The following is a 26,553-nucleotide window of genomic DNA, read 5'->3' on the forward strand; positions in this document are numbered from 1 at the left end:
CTGGCTCTGGCTCTGGCTCTGGCTCTGGCTCTGGCTCTGGCTCTGGCTCTGGCTCGGCGACAGGCTGCGCCTCCTCAGCGGGGCTGACCAGAGTCTCCTCGGAAACCGGAACATCGTCCGCCGAGGGCGCCACTTCGGGTTTCGCCGCTTCCTTGTCCCCGGCTTCGGGGGACGGTCCCCGCCCGGCTTCGGGTTTACGCTGGGGAACCGGTTTCGGGCGGGGCGCCGATGCCCGCCGGCCGGCCACATCCACCACAAAGGCCAGTACCAGCAGCACCAGCAGGCCGATCAGAATCCACTCTGCCATCATTTGTCTTACCATGTTTGCTGGAGGGTCAGCCGCCCAACAGGCATCTGCGCGGTAGGAAACCGCAGACAGCCAGCGGGGTCGCTGTTCAGGAAAGCGCCCATTCTAGCGGCAGGGACGTTCCGGGTCCAAACCTGCCTGCAATTCCGCTACCATGGGGCGTCCCGACCGCCACCACCGGATCTCCCCATGCCCCGACAGTCCCGCAAAATCCGCCCATCGGGCCGCCGACACCAGCCCCACGGCCAGGGTGAACTGCGTATTATCGGGGGTGACTGGCGCAGCCGGGTACTCCGTTTTCCGGACGAGGGAGGCGTTCGCCCCACCCCGGCCCGCACCCGGGAAACCCTGTTCAACTGGCTCCAGTTCCACCTGCCCGGCAGCCACTGCCTCGACCTGTTCAGTGGCAGTGGCGTGCTGGGGCTGGAGGCCCTGTCCCGGGGGGCCGACCGGGTCACCTTTGTCGACCACACACCGGCCCTGGCCCGGGCCCTGCGGGACAACCTGCGCCTGCTGAAATCAGACCGGGGTGACGTATTCTGCGAGGACGTGCAGGCTTTCCTGCAGCAGCCAGCCGACAGGGCGATGGATATCCTGTTCATGGACGCGCCCTTCCGGCAGGGCTGGCTTGAAACGCTGGTGCCGCTAATGGCAGAGAATGGCTGGGTGGCGCCGGGAAGCCGGATTTACCTGGAGTACGAAAGCGACCGGGCCGCCCCGGCGGTACCGGAACGCTGGCACCTGCACCGCAGCAAGACCGCGGGGCAGGTGACCTATGCGCTGTACCAGGTATCAGAGCATCAGGCGGCCGGGCGTAACGAATAGGCCCGCAGGTGGGCAGCGAAATCCTCAAGGTAACGGATACCGCTGGCCTCCGCCTCACGACACCAGGCCATCAGCGCCTGCAGCTTGTCCTGGGGCTTGAGCCCGCGACGGCGCCAGAGCGCCTGCAGCTCGTGGTTCATGTCGTAGATCTGGCGCAGTACCGGATGGGTCTCCAATACGGTCTCCAGGTGCACCTGCTCCTGGGGCCGGATCAGTGAGCTTTCACGGGACAGCAGCTTCTTCACCCGGCGGTAGCGCGGGCGGATGGTGTCATCCATCAGCAACTTCTGCTGCCGCAAGACCGGCTCCATCACCCGCTTGCGGTACTGGCGCATGATATCGAAACGGTTGTTGGCAATGGCCTGCACCGTGTCCACATCCACCTCCTGCTTGCCGGGCACCCAGTGCACGACAGGCCGATGCCCCTTGGGCGTCGCCAGCCCCAGCGACTGGAACAGGCGGATATAACCCCAGCCCATGTCGATCTCGTACCAACGCCGGGACATCTTGGAGGAATTGGGATAGGTGTGATGGTTGTTGTGCAGCTCCTCGCCGCCAATAATAAGGCCCAGTGGCACGATATTGTGGGCGTTGTCACGACACTCGAAGTTGCGATAGCCAACGTAGTGGCCCAGGCCGTTCACGACGCCTGCCGCCCACACCGGGATCCACATCATCTGAACCGCCCAGATCCAGATACCATGAACGCCGAACAGCGCCAGGTTCAGCATGAACATCAGGGCAATGCCCAGGTTGCGATGGCGGGTGTACAGGTTACGCTCGATCCAGTCATCCGGCGTATGCTTGCCGAAACGTTCGAGGGTTTCCGGCGTGGTGGCCTCCGCGTATAGTTCAGCTCCTTCGAACAGGACCTTGCGGATACCCTTGACCACCGGACTGTGGGGGTCGTTCTCGGTTTCGCAGGTGGCATGGTGCTTACGGTGGATGGCCGTCCACTCCTTGGTATTGATACTGGTGGTCAGCCACAGCCAGAAGCGGAAGAAATGCTTCAGCACCGGGTGCAGGTCCAGCGAATTGTGGGCGGAATGACGGTGCAGGTAGAGCGTAACGCTGACGATGGTGACATGTGTCAGCGCAAGGGTGACGATCACCAACTGCAACCAGGACAGGCCAAGAAGACCATTATACCACATAGATAACCTCAACTTATTGAAATAACGCCGGTTATCAGTTTCCGGCGATACCGCCCCCATATCGGAGACTGAGTAACACTTTAGCGTACACCTGTTCGCTGAAACAACGGCATTTACACGACGTTTTGTTACGGTTTGATTAGGAGTATTGCCACCGTGCCTGAGCTACCCGAAGTCGAAACCACCCGCCGGGGCATCGCCCCCCACAGCGAAGGCAAACAGGTCGCCGAGCTGTTGATCCGCGACCCACGCCTGCGCTGGCCGGTACCGGAGGACCTGCCACAACGGCTGGCCGGCCACACCCTGCGGGAGGCGGACCGGCGGGCCAAGTACCTGCTGCTGCGGTTTGACCACGGCACCGTCATTGTCCACCTGGGCATGTCCGGCAGCCTGCGGGTGATTACCGACCATGGCGAGCCCATGAAGCACGACCACATCGACCTGGTGTTCACCGACGGCACGCGACTGCGCTTCAACGATCCACGGCGCTTTGGCTGCTGGCTGTGGGATGACGGGGCCGATACCCACCCGCTGCTTGCCAGCCTGGGGCCGGAACCCCTGGGCGCGGATTTCAACGGCCCCTACCTGTTCCGCAAGTCCCGGGGCCGCCGGACACCGATCAAGAGCTTCCTGATGGACAACCGCATCGTGGTGGGCGTGGGCAACATCTACGCCAACGAAGCCCTGTTCAAGACCGGCATCCACCCCAACCGGCCCGCGGGCCGGATCAGCGCCGCCCGCTACCATCACCTGTGCGGGGCGATCCGGGAGACCCTGAGTGCCGCCATCCTGATGGGGGGTACCACCCTGCGGGATTTCGTCAACAGCGAGGGCAAGCCGGGCTATTTTGCCCAGTCGCTGCTGGTCTATGGTCGCGGCGGCCTGCCCTGCGTGGAGTGCCAGCGCCCGCTGCGGGAGGTTCGCATGAACCAGCGCAGCACGGTCTACTGCACCCGGTGCCAGCGATAACCCCCATTGAAGCGCCCACCCGACTGGGGCACCCTGAAACCTCAACCCGAAAGACGGCAGTGACACTATGATTGACTGGTCCCGCGCAGACCATGTGTTCCTGGATATGGACGGAACGCTCCTGGACCTGCACTTCGACAACCACTTCTGGCTGGAGCACCTGCCCCGCCGATACGCGGAAAAACACCGGATGACCGCCGACCAGGCCCGCGACCTGGTGGTTCCCATGATCATGGCCGAGCGAGGCACCCTCAACTGGTACTGCACCGACTACTGGAGCGATCGGCTGGAACTCGACATCACCGCCCTCAAGGCCGAGGTGGGCGACCGCATTGCCTACCGGCCCCAGGTCCGGGAATTCCTGCAGGCACTGCGCGAGAGGCGCCTTAAGCCGGTCATCCTCACCAACTGCCATCCGGATCCGTTGCGCCTGAAACTGGACCGCACCGGGCTGGACCGACTGGTGGATGATGTCATCTCCAGCCACGACCTGGGTGCCGCCAAGGAAGACCAGGCCTTCTGGGACAACCTCCTGAACCGACTGCCCCACGACCGGGAACGGGCCATCATGGTGGACGACAGCATCCCGGTGCTGGAGAGCGCCCACCGCGCCGGTATCGGCCAGTGCCTGACCATCCTGTCGCCTGACAGCCAGCGGCCCGACCGGTTGCCTCACCCGGACATACCCGCCGTGGCGCACTTTGCCGAAGTGCTACCGTCCCTGCAGGTGAATGCCCCTGCCATCCCGGAAACAGGACCGCTATAATAAGGCTGGAATCCCTCATTGCCTGCGGAGGATCATGAGCTCAAAAAGCCAGGATACCGGTAAATCACAGGTTCGCCTCGACAAATGGCTGTGGGCCGCGCGCTTCTACAAGACCCGCACCCTGGCCAAGGAAGCCATTGAGGGCGGCAAGGTCCACTACAACGACCAGCGCTGCAAACCCGGCAAGACCGTGGAAACCGGGGCCACGGTAAAACTGCGCCAGGGCTGGCAGGAAAAGATCGTGATTATTGACGGCATCTCGGATAAGCGGCGCGGCGCCCCCGAGGCCCAGACCCTGTACCACGAGACCGAGGACAGCGCCCGTCGGCGGGAGGAGCTGTCCTGGCAACGCAAGACCATGCAGGCGGCACAACTGCCCCCGGCCCGTCGGCCCACCAAGAAGGACCGCCGCGACCTGCAGAAGTTCCGCGAGCAGCAGGGGCTCTGAACCTGATACCGGCTGTCCCCACAATACCGGCCTCTAATCGACACAGGATTCCCGATGCAAGCCAATGACCAGTTCCGCAAATTCCTCTTCGAACACAGCCAGATCCGGGGCGCCTGGGTGCACCTGACCGACAGCTATGGCGAGATCCTCGCCCAGACCCGCTATCCGACCCCGGTCACCCGACTGCTGGGAGAATCCCTGGCGGCCAGCGTACTCATGAGCAGCACCCTCAAGTTCCACGGCACCCTGTCACTGCAGGCCAATGGTGACGGCCCCGTGACCACACTACTGGCGGAATGCAGCCACGACCGCCATATCCGCGGCATCGCCCGCTTCGAGGATGCCGACGACACCCATGGCGACAACCTCAATGAACTGCTGGGCCAGGGCCGCATGGCCATCACCATCACCCCCGAGCAGGGCCAGCGCTATCAGGGCGTGGTCCCACGGGAGTCGGACACCCTGGCCGGCGCGCTGGAGGAATACTTCGAGCGCTCGGAGCAGCTTGCCACCCGCCTGTTCCTGTTCGCCGACGGCGAGCAATGCGCCGGCCTGCTGTTGCAACGCCTGCCCGGCGCCACCGAGGAAGACAACGAACTCTGGGAGCGGGTGGCCCACCTGGCGGCCACCATCAGCGCCGACGAACTGCTGGGCCTGGACAGCGAAACCGTCCTGCACCGCCTGTTCCACGAAGAGGAAGTGCGCCTGTTCGACCGGGAACCCGTGGCCTTCCGCTGTACCTGTAGCCGTGAGCGCACCCTGGCGGCCCTGCAGTCCCTGGGCAGGGATGAGTGCTATAACATTCTGGAAGAACAGGGTAGCATCGAGATGGACTGTCAGTTCTGCCATGCCCACTACCAGTTCCAGCGCATCGATATCGACCAGCTATTCTCCGGCCATACGTTGCACTGAGACGGCACTACCGGGGCGTTTCGGCAGAATGGAACATCAGCCCGCCCGCCGGCTGTAATCGAGGCTCTCGGGCTGTCGTTTTTTGGGGCCGCCTCTGGCATAATGGCGCGCCTGAATTGACCCGACTGTTCATAATTCCGCCAACCCGCTGCTGTTCCGGGGGCACGTGGGCCGAACAGTCCAAAGACACCTTGAGGGCGAGGTCGAAGTGAGCACAACCTATACAGATCTGAGCTCAGCGCGATTGGTCGAGCTGGCACTGGAAAGACAAGAAGGTCAACTGGCCGCCAATGGTTCTCTGGTCGTCAAGACCGGCAAGCGTACCGGCCGTTCACCGATGGACCGGTTCATTGTTCAGGAGCCCGGTACGGAAAACTCCGTCCACTGGGGACCGATCAACCGGCCCTTTGACCCGGACAAGTTCAACGCCCTGTGGGACCGTGTGGAAAGCTATCTTTCCGCCAAGGAGCATTTCCTCTCCCACGTTCATGTGGGCTCGGACCCGGCACACTACCTGCCGGTGCAGATGCGCACGGAAACGGCCTGGCAGAACCTTTTCGGTCGCAACCTGTTCATCCGCCCGGACAGCTACAATCCCTCCGGCAAGGACGAGTGGCAGATCCTCAACGCCGCCAACTTTGAGTGCGACCCCGAGCGGGACGGCACCAACAGCGATGGCTGCGTGATGATCAACTTTGCCGAGCGCAAGGTACTGCTGGCCGGTATGCACTACGCCGGCGAGATGAAGAAGGCCATGTTCTCGGTACAGAACTTCCTGCTGCCGGAAAAGGACGTGCTGCCCATGCACTGCTCCGCCAACGTGGGCGATGACGGCGACACCTGCCTGTTCTTCGGCCTCTCCGGCACCGGCAAGACCACCCTGTCCGCCGACCCGGACCGCTACCTGATCGGTGACGACGAGCATGGCTGGGGCACCGGCACCGTATTCAACATCGAGGGCGGCTGCTACGCCAAGTGTATCGACCTCAGCAAGAAGAACGAGCCGATCATCTGGGACGCCATCCGCTTCGGTGCCATCGTGGAAAACGTGGTCATCGACCCCGACACCCGAGAGCCGGACTACACCGACGTCTCCCTCACCGAGAACTCCCGTTGCGCCTATCCGCTGGAGCACGTGGAGAAACGCGTCGAGGAAAACCGTGCCGGTGAGCCGTCCCACATCGTCTTCCTGACCTGTGACATGACCGGCGTACTGCCACCCGTGTCCATCCTCAGCAAGGAGGCCGCGGCCTACCACTTCCTGAGTGGTTACACCGCTCTGGTGGGCTCCACCGAGATGGGCTCCTCCTCCAAGCTGAAGTCCACCTTCTCCACCTGCTTCGGCGCCCCGTTCTTCCCGCGCCCGGCCGGCGTCTACGCCGAACTGCTGATGAAGCGGATGGACGCCTTCGGCAGCAAGGTGTTCCTGGTCAACACCGGCTGGACCGGCGGCCCCTACGGCGTGGGCGAGCGTTTCAGCATCCCCACCACCCGGGGCATCATCAGCGCCATCCAGAACGGCGACCTGGACAATGCCGACACCGAACACCTGGACACCCTGAACCTGGACGTTCCCAAGGCGGTTCCGGGCGTCGACAGCAACCTGCTGAACCCGCGCAACACCTGGGCCAGCACCGAAGACTACGACGCCAAGGCGAAGGAGCTGATCGGTCAGTTTGTGGAGAACTTCAAGAAGTTCGACGTCTCCGACGCCATCGTGGCAGCCGGCCCGAAGCTGTAACCGTTCAGGCCCTGGAACGAAAAAAGCGCCCTGCCTCACGGCACGGCGCTTTTTTTATAAGCCTGCGGGGCCTGACGCAACGCTATTCCAGCCTGTAGGCCACCTGCCCTCCACAGACGGTCCAGTGCGCAACACCTGACAGGACCTGCCCCGATACCGGTACATGTTGCCCCCGGGACTGGATGCTGGCCGGTGTCGCCTGCCACTGACCATCCAGATCCCAGAGACTGAAACTGGCTTCGCCGCCCTGCTCCAGTCCGCCGGTGGCGCCAATGACGCTGGCGGGACCATCGGTGAGGGCGCGTACCAGGGCCGCCAACGACAACTCCTTCCGCTCCACCAGCGATAGCCCCATGGAAAACACGCTCTCCACGGTGGACAGCCCCGGCTCGCTCACGCCCAGGGGCGCCTGCTTGGCGGCGGAATCGTGGGGTTGATGCTGGCTGACGATGGCGTCGATCACGCCGTCCTCAACACCCCTCAACAAGGCCTTGCGGTCAGCCTCGGTGCGCAGGGGCGGTACCACATGGTAGAGGCTGTCGAAACCGGACAGGGCCTCTTCGGTGAACAGCAACTGGTGCATGGCCACATCGGCGGTGACCGCCACACCCTTCTGGCGAGCCTCAGCCACCATCTCCACACTTCGGGCGCAGGACAACTGCCCCAGGTGCAGGCGTACGCCGGTTTCTTCCGCCAGCAGCAGGGTTTCCATCACGGCGGCGGTTTCGGCCACTTCGGGCACGCCCAGCAGGCCGAGGCGGGCCGCCACCTTGCCGTCGTGGGCATAGCCGTCCGCCGCCAGTGCCTGGTTGACGGGTTGCAGCATCAGGGTCAGGTCGAAGGTGCGGGCATAGGCCATGCAACGGCGCAGGATGCGGGCATTGGCCATGGCCTGGCTGCCATTGCTGAAGGCCACGCAGCCGGCATTGCTGAGGCCGACCATATCGCTCAGCAGCTCGCCGGCCAGCCCCCGGGTGGCAGCGCCCACTGGCAACACCCGGACAGCCGCCCTGGTCCGGGCCACATCACGGATCAGGTTGGTGACCGCGCCGGAGTCGTTCACCGGCGACGTATCCGGTGAGGCGCACACGGTGGTAAAACCGCCCCGGGCCGCCGCCCGGGTTTCGGAGGCGATATTGCCCTTCTGGCCGTTGCCTGGTTCCCGCAGGTTACAGCACAGGTCCACAAACCCCGGTAGCAGAGTCAGGCCGCTGGCGTCCACCACCAGATCGGCGGGCTCCGTTATGCCGCCGTTGCCCATGGTCTCAATCACACCATCCCGCACCAATAGGTGGACGGCGGCGTCCTGGCCCGGTAACCGGGCATTATCGATACGCAGGGAGGTGCTCATTGCTCACCTCCCTGCTGGCGCGCCCGGGCGGTTCGATCCGCCACCTGGCCACTCATGGCCATGGACATGACCGCCATGCGGATGGCAATTCCGTTGGTCACCTGGTTGAGGATCACCGACTGGGGCCCGTCCGCCACGGCGGATTCTATCTCCACGCCCCGGTTGATGGGCCCTGGATGCATCACGATGCAGTCCGGTTTGGCCAGCGCCAGCTTGTCCGTATCCAGACCATAGAGGCGGTAGAATTCCCGCTCGCTGGGCAGCAATGCGCCCTCCATCCGTTCCTTCTGCAATCGCAGCATGATCACCACATCCAGGTCGTCCATACCCTCTCGCATGTCGTACTCCACGGTGCAACCGAGGCTGTCCACGTCCGCCGGCAACAGGGTGCCGGGGGCAATCAGGCGCACCTCCTCGGCGCCCAGGGTCTGCAGGGCGCGGATCTGGGAGCGGGCCACGCGGGAGTGAAGAATATCCCCCACGATGGCGACTTTCAGGCCGTCGAAACGCTGCTTGTGCTGGCGGATGGTGAGCATGTCCAGCATGGCCTGGGTGGGGTGGGCATGGCGGCCATCGCCGGCATTGATGATGGCCACGCCCGGGGTCACGGACTCGGCGATAAAGTGGGGCGCCCCGCTCTGGGAATGACGTACCACGAACATGTCGCTGGCCATGGCCTCCAGGTTGAGCAGGGTATCCGACAGGGATTCGCCCTTGGAGGTGGCGGAGGTATTGATGTCCAGGTTGAGCACGTCCGCCGACAGGCGCTTGGCGGCCAGTTCGAAGGTGCTGCGGGTGCGGGTACTGGACTCGAAGAACAGGTTGACCACGGTACGCCCCCGCAGCAGGGGTACCTTCTTGATGGTGCGCTCCCCTACCTCGATAAACGAATCCGCGGTGTCGAGGATATCGGTGAGCATGGCCTGGTCGAGGCCGTCCAGGGTAATAAAGTGGCGCAACTGGCCTTCGTCGGTCAGTTGCAGTTTCCGGGATGCCTGGTCGTGGGCGCTGAGCGGGGCCGCCACGGTCATGCCTTCACCTCCCGCACTTCAATCTTCAGGGGGTCCGGCCCCACCAACTTGACCCGCTGGCTGGGCGGCAAGGCCAGACGATAGGCCACCACATCCGGCTGAATGGGCAGGTCACGTCCACCCAGGTCAATCAGCGACACCAGGGTAATGGAACTGGGCCTCCCGTAATCGAACAGCTCGTTCATGGCGGCGCGAATGGTGCGACCGCTCATCACCACGTCATCCACCAGCACCAGATCCCGGCCCTCGGTTTCGAAGGGCAGGTGGGACGGCGTGACCCGGGGGTTGAGGCCAATGCGACTGAAATCGTCCCGGTAGAAGGAAATGTCCAGCTCGCCGAAAGGCTCTTCCAGCCCCAGGCGCCGATGCAGCTCCCGGGCAATCCAGACGCCGCCGGTACGGATGCCCACCAGCAACGGGTCGGCGATCCCCCGGTCACTCAGGGTGTCCCTCAACGACTGCTCCAGGCTGTCGAGCAGTGCCGGAACCTCGGGTATGTCGGTCATGGTGGCGTCAGCCTCCGCTACATCAGTTATTCAGGTCGGGTGCGCTGGTGGTTGAACCAGCTCTCCAGGATCAGCACCGCCGCCAGGTCATCCACGCCGTGGCGACCGAAGTCGCTGCTGCCGCCCTCCGCCAGCACGGCCTCCTTGGCCTCGAAGCTGCTCAGGCGCTCGTCCATCATCTCCACCGGCACATGGAAGCGGCCATGGATGCGCTTGCCAAATTTCCGGGCCCGGGCGCACATGTCGCTTTCCGTGCCATCCATATTGAGGGGCAGTCCGACAACGACCAGGTCCGGTCGCCATTCCCTGAGCAGGGTTTCAATCTGGCTCCAGTCCGGCACACCGTCCCGGGCGGGGATCATGGTGACCGGGCGGGCCGAGCCCAGCAGTTCCTGACCGCAGGCGACACCGATGCGACGCAGGCCGAAATCAAAGGCCAGCACCTGGCGCTGACGCCCGGTACCGGAATCCGCCTCAGGCATGGCCCACCGACTGGTCGAGCTGGCCCGGCTCAATGCCCATCCGGGCCAGCACGGTGCGGTAGCGGTCCTGCCAGGGGGTGTCGAAGAGGATGGCTTCGCTGGCCGGACAGGTGAGCCAGGCATTGCCGGCGAGTTCGTCCTCCAGCTGGCCGGCGCTCCAGCCGGAGTAGCCCAGGGCCACCAGGTACCGTTCCGGCCCCACGTCGTTGCCAATGGCCTGGAGGACATCCCGGGAGGTCGTCACCTGCAGGCCATCGCTCATGGTGACGGTGCTCTGCCACTCCCGGCCCTGTGGGTGCAACACGAAACCCCGCTCCTGCTGGACCGGCCCGCCGGCGTAAACCGGCTCTTCCAGGTGGCCGCCATCCATGTCCAGTTGCTCCAGGATCTCTCCCAGGGACACATCCAGCGGCTGGTTGATCAGCAGGCCGAAGGTGCCATCGGCATCGTGGTCACAGATATAGACAATCCCGCCATGGAAGTTGGGGTCGCCCAACCAGGGCGACGCCACCAGGAACTGCCCCTTCAGGTTCTGGGTCGGCTGCGTCTCTTCGCTCATCCTGACGTCAGCCCCCGGCGCTGGAAAGACCAGGTGCGTATGATTTCAAGCTCATCGGTTTTCTCCCGCATTTCGTCCGGGAACGGCGCAAACGGTGCAGCCAGGCGAATAATACGGATGGCGGCGTCGTCCAGTACCGAGCTGCCGGAAGATTCAAGAACGCTCACTTCCTTGACCGTGCCATCCTTACGCAAGGATACCAGCAAACGCAGGTCGCCGTAGATACCCTGGGTACGCGCTTCCCGGGGATAGTTGCTGTTACCCACCCGGGTGATCTTGTCCACCCAGTTGCGCACGTACCAGGCATTGGAGGACTGCAGGGTCGATGCGGCGGTCACCCGGGTGACCCGGGGCCGGCGGGCGTAGGCCTGCTGCTGGGCATCCAGCCGCGCCTCCAGGCTGGCGATCTCCAGGCTCCGCTCCATCAGGCTTTTCTTTTCGGCCACCGGCAGGTCTTCCTCCGGCGGCTCCTCCACCTCATCACGGGTTTCGGCGGTCTCGGACCGGGCCTGGGCCTGCACCACCTCACGCTCCTCCCGGGGCTGACGCTCGGTAACCGTGGGCGGCACCGGCTGCACCTGCTCCACCTCGCGGGCGTTGACGTCCGCCATTTCGGTGGTGGTCTGCTCCAGTTTCTCTTCCGCGTCGCCACTGCCCTGCTGGTTACTGGCAGCCAGGAAGTCGGCCTCATCCGGCGCCTTCTCGTCCTCGAACCGGGACAGGGTGATTTCCATGGTGGAGGCACTGGTGGCGGGCTCTTCCGGGGCAAAGGTCACCCCCAACAGCACCACCGCATGCACCGCGAGCGCCATGAACAATGTAAACATCAGGCGATCGTTCGCCGTGACCTGTGCTGCCATTCCTGCCACTTCCAGGGGGTTTCCTATTCAGGTGTCGTCACAAACAGCCCATTATCCCAGACGACGCTCGATGGCATCCATGAGCTGGCCCGCAATATCGATACCGAACGCCCGGGCCAGTTCCCGCACGCAGGTGGGGCTGGTGACATTGATCTCCGTGAGGTAGTCACCAATGACGTCAATACCCACAAAGATCAGGTTTTTCTCCTTCAGTACCGGCGCTATCCGATCACAGATCTCCCGGTCACGGGCGGTCAGTTCCCGGCCCTCGCCGCGACCGCCGGCGGCCAGGTTGCCCCGGTTCTCCCCCACCGAGGGAATGCGGGCCAGGGCATAGGGTACCGGCTCACCCTCGATCAGCAGGATGCGCTTGTCGCCCTCGGTGATCTCGGGAATGTACTTCTGGGCCATGCACTGGTGCTGACCGTCGTTGGTCAGGGTTTCGATGATAACACCCAGGTTGAAGTCGTTCTCGCGGATACGGAAGATCGACTTGCCACCCATGCCGTCCACGGGTTTCATGATGACGTCACCGTGCTCGTGGTAGAACGCCCGCAGGCGATCGGCGGACCGGGTCACGATCAGCGGTGGCGTGCAGTCCTCGAACTGGGTGGCGAACAGCTTCTCGTTGCAATCCCGCAGGGCCTGGGTCGGGTTGACCACCAGGGCTCCCTGACGTTCCGCCGCCTCCAGGATATGGGTGGCCATGAGGAATTCCCGGTCCACCGGCGGATCCTTGCGCATGAGTATGGCGTCCAGGTCGCCCAGGGCGACATCCGCCTCACGACCGAAGGTGTACCAGTCCTCCGGGTCCATACGCACATCAAGCTCACGGACCCGCGCCCGGGCCTGGCCGCCCTTCATATAAAGGTCGGGCAATTCCATGTACTCGATCTGCCAACCCCGTTGCCGGGCGGCCCACAACATGGCCAGTGAGGTGTCTTTCTTGAAATGGATATCCTGGATCGGATCCATCACCACGCCGATTCTGAGAGTCATCGAACATCCCCGATCAATTGATGAAAAACAGGAACCCGTCTACAGAGCATACTTGTTAAACAGTGCTATGCTGAGCAGGAGTCCGAGAATAAGCCACTGGCACAGTCAGGGCCTATTCGGGAGTTCCGTGAATGGTATTGCACCCGGCCCCGGAATGCACCTGCCATTGCCTGGCGCCGGAAAACCGTCACTGCCGGCGGCCCAAACTGTGCGCGTGTACAATACGTCACAAACAAAAACTTTGTTGCAGGTCACGAATAACCTATAAATAGAGCGGCTTGATAGCACACCTTCACTTTGTGTGTTAAAAAGCAAATCTCTGAATACCGACACCCGCAGAGCGCAAGGCAGTTGCATAATGGACGACAACTTCGAGAACCTGAAAATCATGGTGATCGACGATAGCAAGACTATCCGTCGCACCGCAGAGACGCTGCTCAAAAAAGTTGGCTGCGAAGTAATCACCGCGACCGATGGCTTTGATGCGCTCGCCAAGATAGCCGATTCCCACCCCGACATCATTTTCGTGGACATCATGATGCCGCGGCTGGATGGTTATCAGACCTGCGCCCTGATCAAGAATAATTCCGCCTTCCGCAAGACGCCCGTTATCATGCTGTCGAGCAAGGACGGGCTGTTTGATAAAGCCAAGGGGCGCATTGTCGGGTCGGACCAGTACCTGACCAAACCCTTCAGCAAGGACGAGCTGCTTAACACGATTCGCCAGTATGTTCCCCAGGCGGAACAGTGAGTCCATGCTGTAAAGAGAACCATTGAGGATAACATGGCCCGTATTCTGATCGTTGACGACTCCCCCACCGAAATCAAGAAGATCTCCACCATCCTGGAGAAGCACAAGCATGAAGTCCTGACGGCCGACAATGGCGCCGACGGCGTCGCCATGGCCCGGGCCGAGAACCCGGACCTGGTCCTGATGGACGTTGTCATGCCCGGACTGAATGGCTTCCAGGCCACCCGGCAACTGACCCGCGCTCCGGAGACCGCTTCCATCCCGGTGGTCATCGTGACCACCAAGGATCAGGAAACCGACCGCGTCTGGGGTACACGCCAGGGCGCCAAGGGATATCTGGTCAAGCCGGTCAACGAAAGTGACCTGATCAGCACTATCGACAGCCTCGTTTCCTGATCCGTCCCATGGAGTAAGCATGTCTGCCCAGGCCGCACCCTTTGCCGTACTGACGGATATTGCCCGGCGAAGCCGGTCCCTGGCGGCCGGCCTGCCGGAACAGCAGCAAGCCGTTACCCTCTGGAATGGTATCGGCTTCATGCTGGCCGGCCAGCGCTACGTCGCCCCCATGGGCGAAGTCGTGGAAATCCTTCACGTCCCCCGCTACACCCATGTACCGGGGGTTCGCCCGTTCATGCTGGGTGTGGCCAACGTCCGCGGCCGCCTGCTTCCCCTGATCGACCTGGCCCATTTCTTCGGTCTGCCACGGGGGGCCCGCAGCAACCGGGACCGCCGCATTCTGGTGGTGGAGCAGGACGATATCTTCACCGGCCTGGTCGTCGATGACGTGGCAGGCATGCAGTATTTCGCCGAGGACAGCTTTCAGGCCCATCCTGGCGAGGTTCACGAGGCGGTTCAGCCGTTCGTCCAGGGCGGTTACGTCCGTGACGAGGAAACGTGGAACGTGTTCTCAACTTTTGCGCTAATCGATGATGAGCGCTTTCTGGATGTGTCACAGTGGTAATGTTTACGGCCGTGCCGGCATCGCTGGCCGACTTACCCTCTGAAACCTATTTGCCAATAAGAGAAGAGGCCGGGAGCCAAAGATGAAAAACAAAGCCGGAAGATTCAGCATGGGACAGGGCGCCAACAAGCTTGTTGCCGGCCTGATCGCAACGCTGATCGCACTGACCGTGCTGCTCGTTGTGGTCCTGTTCATTGTTAACCAGGACAGCCAGAACGATCAGGAATACATCGCCTACGCTGGCGAACTGCGGGTACTGTCCCAGGAGATCACCAGTAACGCCACCGAGGCGGCGGACGGCAACGCGGAAGCGTTCGCCCAACTGCAGAGCAGCCGCAACGAGTTCTCCGAGCTGTGGGGTTACATCCTGGAAGGTAATCCGGAAACCGGCCTCCCGGCCAGTGACCTGGCCGCCGAGAGCGAGGTCCAGCCCTACTGGGATACCGTTCGCGACAACGCCGACCGTATCGTGAACACCAAGGACGACGTGCTCGCCCTGCACGAAGTGGCAAACCGGCTCAACGACACCATTCCCAACCTGCAGCGGGACTACCGCGACATCGTCACGGTACTGCTGGACAATGGCGCCCCGGCCCAGCAGGTCGCCCTGGCCCAGCGCCAGTCACTGCTGGCGGAACGTATCGCCCGGGCGGTGAACAGCGTACTGTCCGGTGACGAAGACGCGGTGGTGGCCGCCGACCGTTTCGGTCGCGACGCCACCGAATTCGGTCGCATCCTCCAGGGTCAGCTGGAAGGCAACCCGGCCCAGAACATCTCCCGCATCGATATCGAGGAAGCCCGTTACGGCCTGGAAGCCATCCAGGAACAGTTCCAGTTCGTGTCCCAGAACATCGACGCCATCCTGGACGCCTCTCCCTATCTCAAGCGGGTCCGTGAAGCCTCCAACGAGATCTTCCAGAACTCCCAGCTGCTGCTGCAGGAAATCTCCACCCTGGCGAACAACTTTGCCAACCAGGCTGGCTCCCGGATCATCAGCCCGCTGCTGGCCTACCTGATCCTGGCCCTGATGGTGGCCACCGTTGTTGCCATCGGCGTGGTGCTCTACCGGGCCGCCCAGGAGCGTCTGGCCACGACCCAGGCCCAGAACGAGCAGAACCAGAACGCGATCCTGCGACTGCTGGACGAACTGGCCGACCTGGCCGATGGTGACCTGACCACCGAGGCCACGGTAACCGAGGACTTCACCGGTGCCATCGCCGACTCCATCAACTACGCGATCGACCAGATGCGCGGCCTGGTACAGGCCATCCGGGGCACGGCGGTACGGGTTGCCTCCGCGGCCCAGGAATCCCAGTCCACGGCCATGCAACTGGCCGACGCCTCCGAGCACCAGGCCCAGGAAATCGCCGGTGCCTCCGCGGCGGTGAACGAAATGGCCGTGTCCATCGACCAGGTATCCTCCAACGCCGCCGAATCCACCGCGGTTGCGGAGCGCTCGGTTGCCATCGCCAAGAAAGGCGCGGAAGTGGTACAGAACACCATCCGCGGCATGGACAACATCCGTGAGCAGATCCAGGAAACCTCCAAACGGATCAAGCGTCTGGGTGAATCCTCCCAGGAAATCGGTGACATCGTATCGCTGATCAACGACATCGCCGACCAGACCAACATCCTGTCCCTGAACGCCGCCATCCAGGCCTCCATGGCCGGTGACGCGGGCCGGGGCTTCGCAGTGGTTGCGGACGAGGTTCAGCGCCTGGCGGAACGCTCCTCCGCCGCCACCAAGCAGATCGAAGCACTGGTTAAAACCATCCAGTCGGATACCAACGAAGCGGTTATCTCCATGGAACACACCACCGCCGAGGTGGTCCGTGGTGCACGCCTGGCGCAGGACGCCGGTGTTGCCCTGGAGGAAATCGAGAACGTATCCATGAGTCTGGCGGAGCTGATCCAGAACATCTCCAACGCCGCACGCCAGCAGGCGTCCTCGGCGGCCCACATCTCCAACACCATGAACGTCATCCAGGAAATCACCTCCCAGACGTCCTCCGGTACCAATGCCACTGCGCAGTCTATCGGTAACCTGGCCGAGATGGCTTCCGAACTGCGGTCTTCCGTTGCCGGCTTCACCCTGCCGGAGGAAGAGTCCGCCGACACCATGGACAGCGAGGAAGACAGCAACGTACCGGTGGTCAGCTGACCACCCTGGCCAGGGGCGATGAGTGTTTATGTCAGAAACACCCCGCAACCTGTCACCCGGCTCCGAACACTGGGCACTGCGCCCGCTTCCGGACATGGACGAGGCGCAGTTCCACCAGTGGAAGACATTGCTGGAGCACCGGACCGGCATGGCCCTGGCGCCTGAACGCAAGTCCTTCCTGGAAACCAACATCGGTATCCGCATGCGCGAGATCGGATGCGGCAGTTTCCAGGCGTATTACGAAAAGATCGTGGCAGGACCGGAAGCGGTGGTGGAATGGGCCACGTTGGTGGACCGGCTCACCGTCCAGGAAACCCGGTTTTTCCGGGATCCGGATGCCTTCCGGCTGGTGTCCGACTACGTCATGACCCGGCCACGGGAGCAGCTTCGCAAGCGTCCACTGGACGCCTGGAGCGTAGGCTGCTCCACCGGCGAGGAGGCCTACACGCTGGCCATCCTGCTGAACGAGAGTATGGAGCAGCTTGGGCTGCCGCCGCTGTACGGAGTCACCGGTTCTGACATCAGCAAGCCGGCTCTGGAGAAGGCGCAGAAGGGGTTGTTCAATCCCCGTCGCCTGAACGGCATGGATGACAGTCTCCGGCAGCGGTATTTCCGGGCAGGTGCCCGTAACAGTGCAGAAATTACAGAGGGAATTCGCGAACGTGTCTGTTTCACCCGGCTCAATGTGCTCGACCTGAAACAGGCCCCCATGCAGGGGATGAATATTATCTTCTGTCAGAACCTGCTGATCTACTTCCGCCGTTGGCGCCGGCGGGAAATCGTCAGCCGGCTGGCGGAACATCTGGCTCCCGGCGGCCTGTTGGTGCTGGGCCAGGGCGAGATCACCGGCTGGCAACCTCCCGGAATGCAGCGGGTTCCCTCGGAACATGTACTGGCGTGGATACGCCGCCAGTCAGACGACGAATAACCGGAGTGGTTATGGGCAACAACCATGACAGCATCGCCCTGGACTGGGTTCGCGGCGAAATAGAACAAACCCTCAAACAGGGCCAGCAGGCGCTGGAAGCGTATGTCGAGAACCGCGACGATACGGCACGCCTGCGTTTCTGTCTGAACTACCTGCACCAGGTCAACGGCACCCTCCAGATGGTCGAACTGCAGGGCGCCGCCCTGCTCACCGAGGAAATGGAGAAGCTCACCCAAAGCATTCTCAAGGAGCAGGTGGACAGCCCGGACCAGGCCGTCGACATCCTGATGGAAGCCATCCTGCGTCTCCCCCGTTACCTGGAGGGGCTGCGCTCCAGCGCCGATGACCTGCCGCTGACCCTGCTACCACTGCTGAATGACCTGCGGGCGGCCCGTGGTGAAGGTCTGTTGTCCGACCTGTCGCTGTTCCGCCCGGACATGAGCCAGGCCCGGTTCGAGGCCTCACCGCGAGTGGCGCGCCTGCTGCAGGATCCGAAGATCCTCAACAATGTGGGCAAGCTGGGCAAGATGTTCCACCGTGCGGTGGAAAGCACGGCGCCGGGTGCTGATAACACCGTTCACTATGATAACCAGCAGAAGGTGATCCAGCGGCTGGTCAAGCTGTGTACCGGCACCCCCCGCGAGGAACTCTGGCGCGCCGCCGGCGGCTTTATTGAAACCCTGCAACAGGGCATCAACGAACTGGCCCCCGCCACCCGCGCCCTGCTGCAGGAACTGGACCACGAGATCGATCGCCTGACGCGGGAGCCCAATGACATCCTGCACCAGTCGGTGCCGGAAACCCTGTTCCGCAATCTTCTCTACTACGTGGCCCAGGCCAGGGAAGCCACCTCCTCCTATATCACCGACCTGCGCGATCGCTACCGCCTGGACCAGGCGCTGCCGGGAGATGAGGCGGAGGAGACCGGCAGCGGTCCCGGTCGTGAGGCCATCCAGTCGGTCGTGCTGGCCCTGAACGAGGAAGTGGCGCGTCTGAAGGACCAGCTTGACCTGTTCGTACGCGACCAGAACCGGCAGAACCAGGACCTGGAAGAACTGCTCCCGGGCCTGCGCCAGGTGGCCAATACCCTGGCGGTGATCGGCCTGGGCAACCCCCGCCGGATCATCGGCGAGCAATTGGACACCGTTGAGCGCCTGCTGGAGCAGAGTGAGACTGCCGATGACGGCACCCTGCTGGATATCGCCGGCGCCCTGCTGTATGTGGAAGCCACCCTGTCCGGCCTCGACCGTGACAACCAGATGGCGCCACGGAGCGGCACCGGAGACGACGACGAAGCCGGCCAGGCCGGCCCCGGCTCCCGGGAGCTGGGCGATGCCCACACCGCCCTGCTGCGGGAATCCCGCAATGCGCTTGAACAGGTCAAGAGCGCGGTGGTCAACTTCATTGCCTCCCAGTGGGACCCCCGGGAGATCGAGCATGTTCCGGAGATGCTGGCCAGCATCGAAGGTGGCCTGAAGGTCATCCCCCTGACGCGTCCGGCGGATATCCTCGCCGCCGCCCGCAACTATATCCAGCAGGTACTGCTGGAGCGCAAGCGTATCCCTGACTGGAAGCAGCTGGACACGCTGGCCGACACGGTCACCAGTGTCGAGTACTACATGGAGCGCCTGGCCGACGGCATTTCCGACAACGAATCAGTGCTGCGGGTGGCGGAAGAAAGCCTGCGCAGCCTCGGCTTCCCGCCCGGGGAAGCACCCACCTGGGTCGAGGACGAGCCCGCCGCCGTCGAACCCGAGACCATCGCCGACCAGGACGTTCCCCTGGAAGCGCCGGAACAGAGTGCGAAGCCTTCCGACCTGGACCTGGTGGACGACGAGATCCTGGAGATCTTCGTCGAGGAAGCCGACGAGGTCATGGATACCATCCGCAACTGGTATCCCAGGTGGCGCCAGCAGCAGGACGATCGCGAGGCACTCACCGAAGTCCGCCGTGCCTACCACACCCTCAAGGGCAGTGGCCGCCTGGTGGGCGCCACCAGTATTGGTGAATTGGCCTGGTCCATCGAGAACCTGCTGAACCGGGTGCTGGACCAGACCCTCCGTCCCACCGAGGACCTGTTCCAGTTGGTGGATGAGGTCAACAACCGCCTTCCGGGCCTGATCGATGAATTCCGCACCGGTCATGCCACCGGGGATGTGGACACCCTGATCGGCCGGGCCGAGGCCATGGCCGACACCCGCAAGACCGGTCACGACGACGCGGCCGGGGACACCGGTGCAACTGCCGAGACCCCGGAACCGGAGCTGCCGGAAACCGCCGACACCACCGAACAGGAAGCGCCCGCCGAGGCCCCCCGCGCGCCGGAACCGGTCGACGACGAAGACGACCTGATCGATGACGAGATCATCGAGATCTTCGTGGAGGAAGCCGGCGAGGTCCTGGAAACCATCAACGAGTACCTGCCCACCCTGCTCCGCCAGTACGACGATCGCAGTGCCATGGCGGAAGTCCGGCGGGCTTTCCACACCCTCAAGGGCAGCGGTCGCATGGTCGGCGCCAGTGTCGTGGGCGAACTGGCCTGGTCCGTGGAGAACATGCTGAACCGGGTCATCGACGGCTCCGTGTTCATGAACGACGACATCGCCACCCTGCTGCGGGACGTGACCGACCAGATTCCCGCCCTGGTTGCCGATTTCGAGCACCGCCGCCCGGCCTCGGTGGACACTACACCGCTGGAAGCCCGCGCCAACGCCCTGGCCAATGGCGAGATTCCCGACAGCCGTGAAATGCCGTCCGCCGAGGCGGATCAGGAGACGGCCACCACACCGGCACAGACCGACACCGGGACGGATGCTGCTGAACAGGACACCTCCGGGGACGCGATGGCGTCCCTGGGAGAGGATCAGGGCGACGAACTGGTCGACCCGATCCTGGTGGAAATCTTCGAGAGCGAGGCACGCACCCACCTCACCGCCCTGGAAGCGTTCCTCGACGACGCCGGGGATCGCAGCAGCGTGGCCTACACCGACGGCGTGTCCCGTGCCCTGCATACACTCAAGGGCAGTGCCAATACCGCTGCCATCGAGCCCATTGCCCGGGTGGTCACCCCCCTGGAACAGTTCGTCAAGCAGGCCCGGGCCGAGAACCGTCGGGCCGATGCCGACGTCATCGACCTGATCCGCCAGTGCTGCGACTTCCTCAAGGCGGGTCTGGACCAGCTCCACAGCACGCCCCAGGAGCCGCTGGACGGCACCGAGGCCTACCTGGAGCAACTGGCGTCGGTATCCGCCCGCACCCTTGGCCGCAGCGGCCAGGATGATCCGCAGGCAACCATGGCGCAGGACACGCAGCTGGTCACGCTGTTCCTCAGCGACGGGCTGGATGTCCTCCTGGATGCCGACCGCATTGTCAGGGAATGGGCCGACAACCCGTCGCAGACCGACGGCATGGACCGGCTCTCCCATGAGCTTGAGCAGCTTACCAAGGGTGCCCGTGAAGTCGGCCTGGTGGACGTGGCCGAACTGACCGACGCGCTGGCCGGTGTCTACCACAACGCCCTGTCCCATCCCGAGGGCCCCGACGAATGGTTCATGGAAACCGTGCAGTCGGCCCATGACCACCTGATCGACCTGATGGACCAGGTGGCCGCTGGCCTGGCCACCAAGCCGGACCACACCCTGCAGGCTGAGTTGCAGCTGCTGGCGGACTCCCTGTCCACGCCGGACGAATCCGAGGAAGAAGTGGACTATGGCAGCTTTGATCTGCCCACCGCCGACGTGGAAGAGGACACAACCGCCAGCGGTGACGACCAGTCCCCCGAGGAAATGGACGAGGAACTGGCCGCCATCTTCCTGGAGGAAGCCGAGGACCTGATTGCCAGCACCGCCGACGCCCTGGAATCCTGGCAGGCCCGCCCGGATAACAGCGAACTGCTGCGCCTGCTGCAACGGGACCTGCATACCCTGAAGGGCGGCGCCCGCCTCGCCGACATCCATGCCATCGGCAACCTCGCCCATGACCTGGAGAGCCTGTTCGAAGGCCTGGCCGAACACCGCCTGGGCGTGACCGACGAGCTGTCGGATCTGCTGTTCCGCTGCCACGACCGTCTGGCCGGCATGGTGGACTCACTGGCCAATGGCGAGCCACCCCGGCCGGCACCGGACCTGGAAAGCGATATCCGCCACTACATGGATACCGCCAGCGGCAACCGCCCTGTCACCGACGTACACGACGACGCCGATACACCGCCGGAGCAGGAATCCGGTACCCCGGTGGCCGGGGATGACGATACCGACCTGACGGAAACACCGGAAGACGAGGCTGCCGAAGAGGCGCCGGACACCACCGGGGAGGACGCCGGGGAATCCGCCGACGAGGATGCGGTCGAGGACAGCGAAGCCGCCAATCTGGAGGAAACCGCCGCCGGGAAAGACGACGAAGACCTGTCCGAACTGGACGTCAGCGACCTGGAAAACGAGCTGGAACAGCTCCACGAGGATATCGGCGAAGTCCAGGACGAAGCCCCATCCGATGATGCCGGGGCAGACGAACCGGCGGAGACCTTCGACCTGTCCCATCTGGATCCGGACCTGGTAGCCATCTTCCTTGAGGAAGCCTACGACCTGGTCAACTCCACCGGCAGTGCCCTGCACAGCTGGAGCGAGAACCCCGAGGACAACACGCTGGCGACCGAGCTGCAGCGGGATGTGCATACCCTCAAGGGCAGTGCCCGCATGGCCGGTGTCGATCCCATTGCCGACCTGACCCACGTGCTGGAGGACCTGTTCGAACGGGTCGCCGACGGCCGTATCAGCGCCAGCAAGGACATGCTGGACCTGCTGTTCGCCTGCCATGACCGGCTCGCCAACATGGTGGACGAGGTCGCCACCTCCCGCCCCTGCGCCCCGGCCAAACAGCTGGTGAGCCGGGTGCGCGCCATCATCGATGGCAAGGCGCCGACTGCCGAAGCGCCCACTACCAGCGTGGCCGCAGAGTCCGAGGATGCGATCGCATCGGAGAGTGCTGAAATCACCGGCGACAACACCGACCTGGAGCTGAGCGCCGACGAGATCACCGGTATGTTCCTGGAGGAAGGGCTGGATATTTCCGAGTCCATCGAGGAATCCCTGGTGCAGTGGCGCGAGGACCCGGAACAGCTTACCGGCATCACCCAGCTCCAGCAGGAACTGCATACCCTCAAGGGCGGCGCCCGGCTGGCGGATATCGACGCCGTGGCCGACCTGGCGGAAGCCTGGTCCGACGCCCTGGGGCCGCTGCTGGAAGGGTCCGGCAACCAGCCCCTGGTGCTGTCCCTGAGCGAACGGGCCAACGAAGGCCTGCGCACCATGCTGGGCGAACTGGAGGAGGGCAACCGGCCACAACCGGACAACGGCCTGCTGCGCCTGCTGAAGGAGGCGGCCAGCCACCTGGATGACGCCGACACCCGCAAACCGGAATCTCCTGAAACCAAGGCCGACGCCGAGGAGGAGCCGGATACCGAGGTACTGGAAATCTTCCTGGAAGAAGCCCAGGAGATCCTCGACCAGCTTGAACAGTTGCTGGCAGACTGGCGCCAGGAACCGGACAGCCATCACTTCAGCCAGGAAGCCCAGCGGGCCCTGCACACCCTCAAGGGTGGCGCGCGCCTGTCGAAGCAAGCGGAACTGGGGGACCTGTCCCACGATTTCGAAACCCTGCTGACGGACCTGGGTGAACAGTCGCCGTCCCAGGACGACTGGAAGAAGATCACCAGGCACCATGACGGCCTGATTGCCGCCGTGGGCGAGGTTCGCAAGTCCTTCGACGACTACCTGGCCAGCCACGACACCGGCGGGGCGGACGCCAAACCGGCGGACAAGGACACCGGCAAAACCGACGACACCGGGAAAGCGCCCGCCAAATCCGATACCGGCGCCAAGCCACCGCAACCGGCCCGCAAGGCCATCGAGCAGCGCCGCAAAGACAGCGCCCGGGCGGCCCAGGAAACCATCCGTGTATCGGCGCCGCTGCTGGACGACCTGGTCAACCTGGCCGGTGAGACCAGTATTACCCGTGGCCGCCTGGAGCAGCAGAACAGCGACTTCGGCCACACCCTGGACGAAATGGCCGCCACCATCGACCGTCTGCGCGAGCAGCTTCGCCGGATGGATATCGAGACCGAGGCCCAGATCCTGTTCCGGGCCGAACAGGAGCATGGTCCGGATTACGGCGAGGACTTCGACCCGCTGGAGATGGACCGCTACTCCTCCATCCAGCAGCTGTCCCGGGCCCTGAGCGAGTCCTCCTCGGACCTTGCCGACCTGCGGGAGACCATGTCCGACCGAGTGCGCGACACCGACACCCTGCTGGTGCAGCAGTCACGGATCAACACCGAGCTGCAGGAAGGTCTGATGAAGACCCGGATGATCCCGTTCGCCTCCATGGTGCCGAGGCTGCGCCGAATCGTCCGCCAGATCAGCAGTGAACTCGGGAAGAAAGTGGAGTTCGACGTCCGCAACGCGGAAGGCGAGCTGGACCGCAACATCCTCGAGCGCATGATCGCGCCCCTGGAGCACATGCTGCGTAACGCCCTGGACCACGGCATCGAGACACCGTCCGGCCGTGCCAAGGCCGGCAAACCGGAAACCGGGCAGGTCACCCTGAACCTGACCCGGGAAGGTGGTGAAGTGGTGCTGCGGATGAGCGACGACGGCGCCGGCATCCCCAGCGGCGTGATTCGCCGCAAGGCGATTGAGCGCGGCCTGCTGGGCGAGCAGGAGGACCTGAGCGAGCGGGAAATCCTGCAGTTCATCCTGCAACCCGGCTTCTCCACCGCCCAGGCCGTGACCCAGATTTCCGGCCGTGGCGTGGGCATGGACGTGGTGGCCAGCGAAATCAAGCAACTTGGCGGCAGCCTGGATATCGACTCCACCCTCGGCGAAGGCACCACCTTCACCGTACGCCTGCCGTTCACGGTATCGGTCAACCGGGCGCTGATGGTGTCCACCGGCGAGGACTTCTATGCCATCCCGCTGAACACCATCGAGGGCATCGTGCGGGTCAGCACCTGGGAACTGGAAGAGTACTACCAGCCTGATGCACCGCTGTATGAATACGCCGGCCAGGAATACCGCCTGCAATACCTGGGCGGCCTGCTGCACAGCGACCACCGGCCCAAGCTGCAGGGTCAGGCCCTGCCGCTGCCGGTCATCCTGGTGCGCGGGTCCTCCGAGCAGCCCATGGCCCTGCAGGTGGACAGCCTGCTGGGCAGTCGGGAAATCGTCGTAAAGTCCCTGGGGCCGCAGTTCAGCTCCGTGCGGGGCGTATCCGGTGCCACCATCCTGGGCGACGGTAACGTGGTGGTGATCCTCGACCTGCCGGCGATGATCCGCTCCGACATCCTGTCCGAGCGCCAGCGCCTGGCGGAACAGGCCGCCCAGCAGCAACAGTACCGGGAAGACCGACCCACCCTGGTGATGGTGGTGGACGACTCGGTCACGGTACGGAAGGTGACCTCCCGTCTGCTGGAGCGGAACGGCATGGAAGTGGTCACCGCGAAGGACGGCCTGGACGCGGTGGCACAACTCCAGGATCACCGACCGGACATCATCCTGCTGGACATCGAGATGCCGCGGATGGATGGCTTCGAGGTCGCCAGCTTTGTACGCCACGACGATGACCTGCGGGACGTGCCCATCTGCATGATCACCTCCCGTACCGGTGCCAAGCACCGGGAACGGGCCCTGGGTCTGGGCGTCAACGAATACCTGGGCAAGCCGTTCCAGGAGACCGAGCTGCTTGACACTATTGAACGCCTGACCGGTGAGGAACTCGGAGACGGGGACGACTGATGTCCACCGGGGGCGGGCGGCCAGCGGTCGCAATTGTCTCTGACGACGTCTTGCAGCGCCACCGCCTACAAGAGGCTACAGGTCGTTTCGGGCTACGCCCGGGGTTCTCAGGGGCCCCGGAGCGTATCCTGGGTTATGAGGTACTGCCGGATGTGGACCTGTGGCTGGTGACGCTGGAAGACGAGGCCGACCACCCTGCACTGTTCGATCATCTGCTGGACCACACCGAGGCGCCGATACTGTTCGGTATCGATGCAGCGCCCAAGCCCGGAACCCGGGACTTCGTGCGCTGGGAACGGCGCCTGCTGAAAAAACTGGAAAAACAGCTGGGCCCCCTGGAGGAGACGGAATCCGAGGAGGCCCTGGAAGAACTGGGAGAAAGGCCGCCGGAACTGCCGGCAGCGGTGGAACTGCCGCCCTGGATCACCCCGGCGGCCCCGGGTCAGGTGGCGGAGGACATCTGGATACTGGGCGCGTCCCTGGGAGGGCCGGCGGCGGTCAAGAGCTTCCTGGACCAGCTGCCCCCCGGGCTTCCGGTGGGTTTCGTCTACGCCCAGCATATTGACGGTAATTTTACCGAAGTGCTGACCCGGGTGCTGGGCCGCCATGCCCATTACCGCCTGCAGCGGGCGGAGGAAGGCATGCGTCCGGCCTGCGGCCAGGTCACCGTGATACCGGTGGAGCGGGAGTGGGGGCTGACCCCCGAAGGCACACTGACAGAGAAGGACACTGCCTGGCCGGGGCCCTACGGTCCGTCCATCGACCAGGTGCTGTTGAATTTTGGCGACCATTTCGGCGCCCGCTGCCATGCCATACTGTTCTCCGGCATGGGCAACGACGGTGCCGTGGCCGCCCCCATGCTGAGGGCCTTTGGCAGCAACATCTGGGTGCAGACCAGCGAGACCTGCGCCAACAGTGCCATGCCCGAGGCGGTTGCCGCCACCGGCTGCACCAGCCTGTCCGGTTCGCCGGAGGAGTTGGCCAAGGCGCTGGTGCGTACCCTGGCGGACGCGGCCCTGCTGAAACAGACATCGTCGCAGGATGTAACCTGA

The 26,553-nt window shown here is 63.8% G+C and carries 21 protein-coding genes and 1 pseudogene; 13 read left to right on the plus strand and 9 right to left on the minus strand.

From position 1 onward, the window contains the following. A pseudogene (locus RO069_RS16240) lies at window positions 1–307 on the minus strand (signal recognition particle-docking protein FtsY); the annotation flags it as partial. 189 nt (window positions 308–496) lie between these two features. On the opposite strand from RO069_RS16240, the gene rsmD reads away from it, so the two are divergent. Further along, window positions 497–1,132 (plus strand): 16S rRNA (guanine(966)-N(2))-methyltransferase RsmD, encoded by a 636-nt coding sequence (rsmD, locus tag RO069_RS16245; protein WP_328188981.1) that lies wholly within the window; start codon window positions 497–499, stop codon window positions 1,130–1,132. Here rsmD and RO069_RS16250 read toward each other — a convergent pair. Next, the gene (locus RO069_RS16250; protein WP_328188983.1) at window positions 1,108–2,286 is read right to left on the minus strand and encodes a DesA family fatty acid desaturase; all 1,179 of its coding nucleotides are present in this window, start codon (window positions 2,284–2,286) and stop codon (window positions 1,108–1,110) included. The genes rsmD and RO069_RS16250 overlap by 25 nt on opposite strands. Window positions 2,287–2,442: 156 nt before the next feature. On the opposite strand from RO069_RS16250, the gene mutM reads away from it, so the two are divergent. The 5 genes from mutM (at window position 2,443) to RO069_RS16275 (ending at window position 7,122) form a co-directional block, all read left to right on the plus strand. After that, window positions 2,443–3,255: a bifunctional DNA-formamidopyrimidine glycosylase/DNA-(apurinic or apyrimidinic site) lyase gene (gene mutM, locus RO069_RS16255; RefSeq protein WP_328188984.1), complete on the plus strand. Its 813-nt coding sequence runs from the start codon at window positions 2,443–2,445 to the stop codon at window positions 3,253–3,255. Window positions 3,256–3,322: 67 nt separating this feature from the next. Beyond that, complete coding sequence (yrfG, locus tag RO069_RS16260) at window positions 3,323–4,021, plus strand: GMP/IMP nucleotidase (RefSeq protein ID WP_328188985.1); 699 nt, start codon at window positions 3,323–3,325, stop codon at window positions 4,019–4,021. A gap of 34 nt (window positions 4,022–4,055) precedes the next feature. Further along, window positions 4,056–4,469: a ribosome-associated heat shock protein Hsp15 gene (gene hslR / locus RO069_RS16265; protein WP_328188986.1), complete on the plus strand. Its 414-nt coding sequence runs from the start codon at window positions 4,056–4,058 to the stop codon at window positions 4,467–4,469. Between the two features lie 54 nt (window positions 4,470–4,523). After that, on the plus strand, window positions 4,524–5,381 hold the full coding sequence (gene hslO, locus RO069_RS16270) for an Hsp33 family molecular chaperone HslO (protein WP_328188987.1): 858 nt from the start codon (window positions 4,524–4,526) through the stop codon (window positions 5,379–5,381). A gap of 166 nt (window positions 5,382–5,547) precedes the next feature. Continuing rightward, complete coding sequence (locus RO069_RS16275) at window positions 5,548–7,122, plus strand: phosphoenolpyruvate carboxykinase (RefSeq protein ID WP_328188988.1); 1,575 nt, start codon at window positions 5,548–5,550, stop codon at window positions 7,120–7,122. 82 nt (window positions 7,123–7,204) lie between these two features. On the opposite strand, the gene RO069_RS16280 is transcribed toward RO069_RS16275, so the two are convergent. From RO069_RS16280 to gshB, 7 genes are read right to left on the minus strand one after another with little or no spacing between them, the layout of a single operon-like run. Then, on the minus strand, window positions 7,205–8,473 hold the full coding sequence (locus tag RO069_RS16280; RefSeq protein WP_328188989.1) for a dihydroorotase: 1,269 nt from the start codon (window positions 8,471–8,473) through the stop codon (window positions 7,205–7,207). Continuing rightward, window positions 8,470–9,504, minus strand: a complete 1,035-nt coding sequence (locus RO069_RS16285; protein ID WP_328188990.1) for an aspartate carbamoyltransferase catalytic subunit — start codon at window positions 9,502–9,504, stop codon at window positions 8,470–8,472. Before RO069_RS16285 ends, RO069_RS16280 begins: the two co-directional genes overlap by 4 nt. Next, window positions 9,501–10,010, minus strand: coding sequence for a bifunctional pyr operon transcriptional regulator/uracil phosphoribosyltransferase PyrR (gene pyrR / locus RO069_RS16290; RefSeq protein ID WP_328188992.1), 510 nt, complete (start codon window positions 10,008–10,010; stop codon window positions 9,501–9,503). Before pyrR ends, RO069_RS16285 begins: the two co-directional genes overlap by 4 nt. A gap of 26 nt (window positions 10,011–10,036) precedes the next feature. Then, entirely contained in the window at window positions 10,037–10,492 is a 456-nt protein-coding gene (gene ruvX / locus RO069_RS16295; RefSeq protein WP_328188993.1) for a Holliday junction resolvase RuvX, read from the minus strand. Next, window positions 10,485–11,051, minus strand: a complete 567-nt coding sequence (locus RO069_RS16300) for a YqgE/AlgH family protein (protein ID WP_328188994.1) — start codon at window positions 11,049–11,051, stop codon at window positions 10,485–10,487. The genes ruvX and RO069_RS16300 overlap by 8 nt, the downstream gene beginning before the upstream one ends. Then, complete coding sequence (locus RO069_RS16305; protein WP_328188995.1) at window positions 11,048–11,911, minus strand: energy transducer TonB; 864 nt, start codon at window positions 11,909–11,911, stop codon at window positions 11,048–11,050. Before RO069_RS16305 ends, RO069_RS16300 begins: the two co-directional genes overlap by 4 nt. A 51-nt stretch (window positions 11,912–11,962) precedes the next feature. Then, complete coding sequence (gene gshB / locus RO069_RS16310; RefSeq protein WP_328188996.1) at window positions 11,963–12,910, minus strand: glutathione synthase; 948 nt, start codon at window positions 12,908–12,910, stop codon at window positions 11,963–11,965. Window positions 12,911–13,268: 358 nt separating this feature from the next. Between gshB and pilG the strand changes: the two genes are divergently transcribed. The 7 genes from pilG (at window position 13,269) to RO069_RS16345 (ending at window position 26,553) form a co-directional block, all read left to right on the plus strand. Next, window positions 13,269–13,661: a twitching motility response regulator PilG gene (pilG, locus tag RO069_RS16315; protein ID WP_091852009.1), complete on the plus strand. Its 393-nt coding sequence runs from the start codon at window positions 13,269–13,271 to the stop codon at window positions 13,659–13,661. A 33-nt stretch (window positions 13,662–13,694) separates the two neighbouring features. After that, complete coding sequence (gene pilH, locus RO069_RS16320) at window positions 13,695–14,057, plus strand: twitching motility response regulator PilH (protein WP_328188997.1); 363 nt, start codon at window positions 13,695–13,697, stop codon at window positions 14,055–14,057. Between the two features lie 19 nt (window positions 14,058–14,076). Beyond that, complete coding sequence (locus RO069_RS16325) at window positions 14,077–14,622, plus strand: chemotaxis protein CheW (protein WP_328188998.1); 546 nt, start codon at window positions 14,077–14,079, stop codon at window positions 14,620–14,622. An 82-nt stretch (window positions 14,623–14,704) separates the two neighbouring features. Further along, a complete protein-coding gene (locus RO069_RS16330) occupies window positions 14,705–16,783 on the plus strand; it encodes a methyl-accepting chemotaxis protein (protein ID WP_328188999.1) in 2,079 nt (692 codons plus the stop codon). 28 nt (window positions 16,784–16,811) lie between these two features. Then, window positions 16,812–17,711 carry a CheR family methyltransferase gene (locus tag RO069_RS16335; protein WP_328189001.1) on the plus strand — a complete coding sequence of 300 codons (900 nt, stop codon included), beginning with the start codon at window positions 16,812–16,814 and terminating at the stop codon, window positions 17,709–17,711. A gap of 11 nt (window positions 17,712–17,722) precedes the next feature. Then, window positions 17,723–25,501: an Hpt domain-containing protein gene (locus RO069_RS16340; RefSeq protein ID WP_328189002.1), complete on the plus strand. Its 7,779-nt coding sequence runs from the start codon at window positions 17,723–17,725 to the stop codon at window positions 25,499–25,501. Beyond that, the gene (locus RO069_RS16345) at window positions 25,501–26,553 is read left to right on the plus strand and encodes a chemotaxis protein CheB (RefSeq protein WP_328189003.1); all 1,053 of its coding nucleotides are present in this window, start codon (window positions 25,501–25,503) and stop codon (window positions 26,551–26,553) included. Before RO069_RS16340 ends, RO069_RS16345 begins: the two co-directional genes overlap by 1 nt.

It is taken from the genome of Marinobacter sp. OP 3.4, from assembly GCF_036224885.1.
Classification (GTDB): Bacteria; Pseudomonadota; Gammaproteobacteria; order Pseudomonadales; family Oleiphilaceae; genus Marinobacter.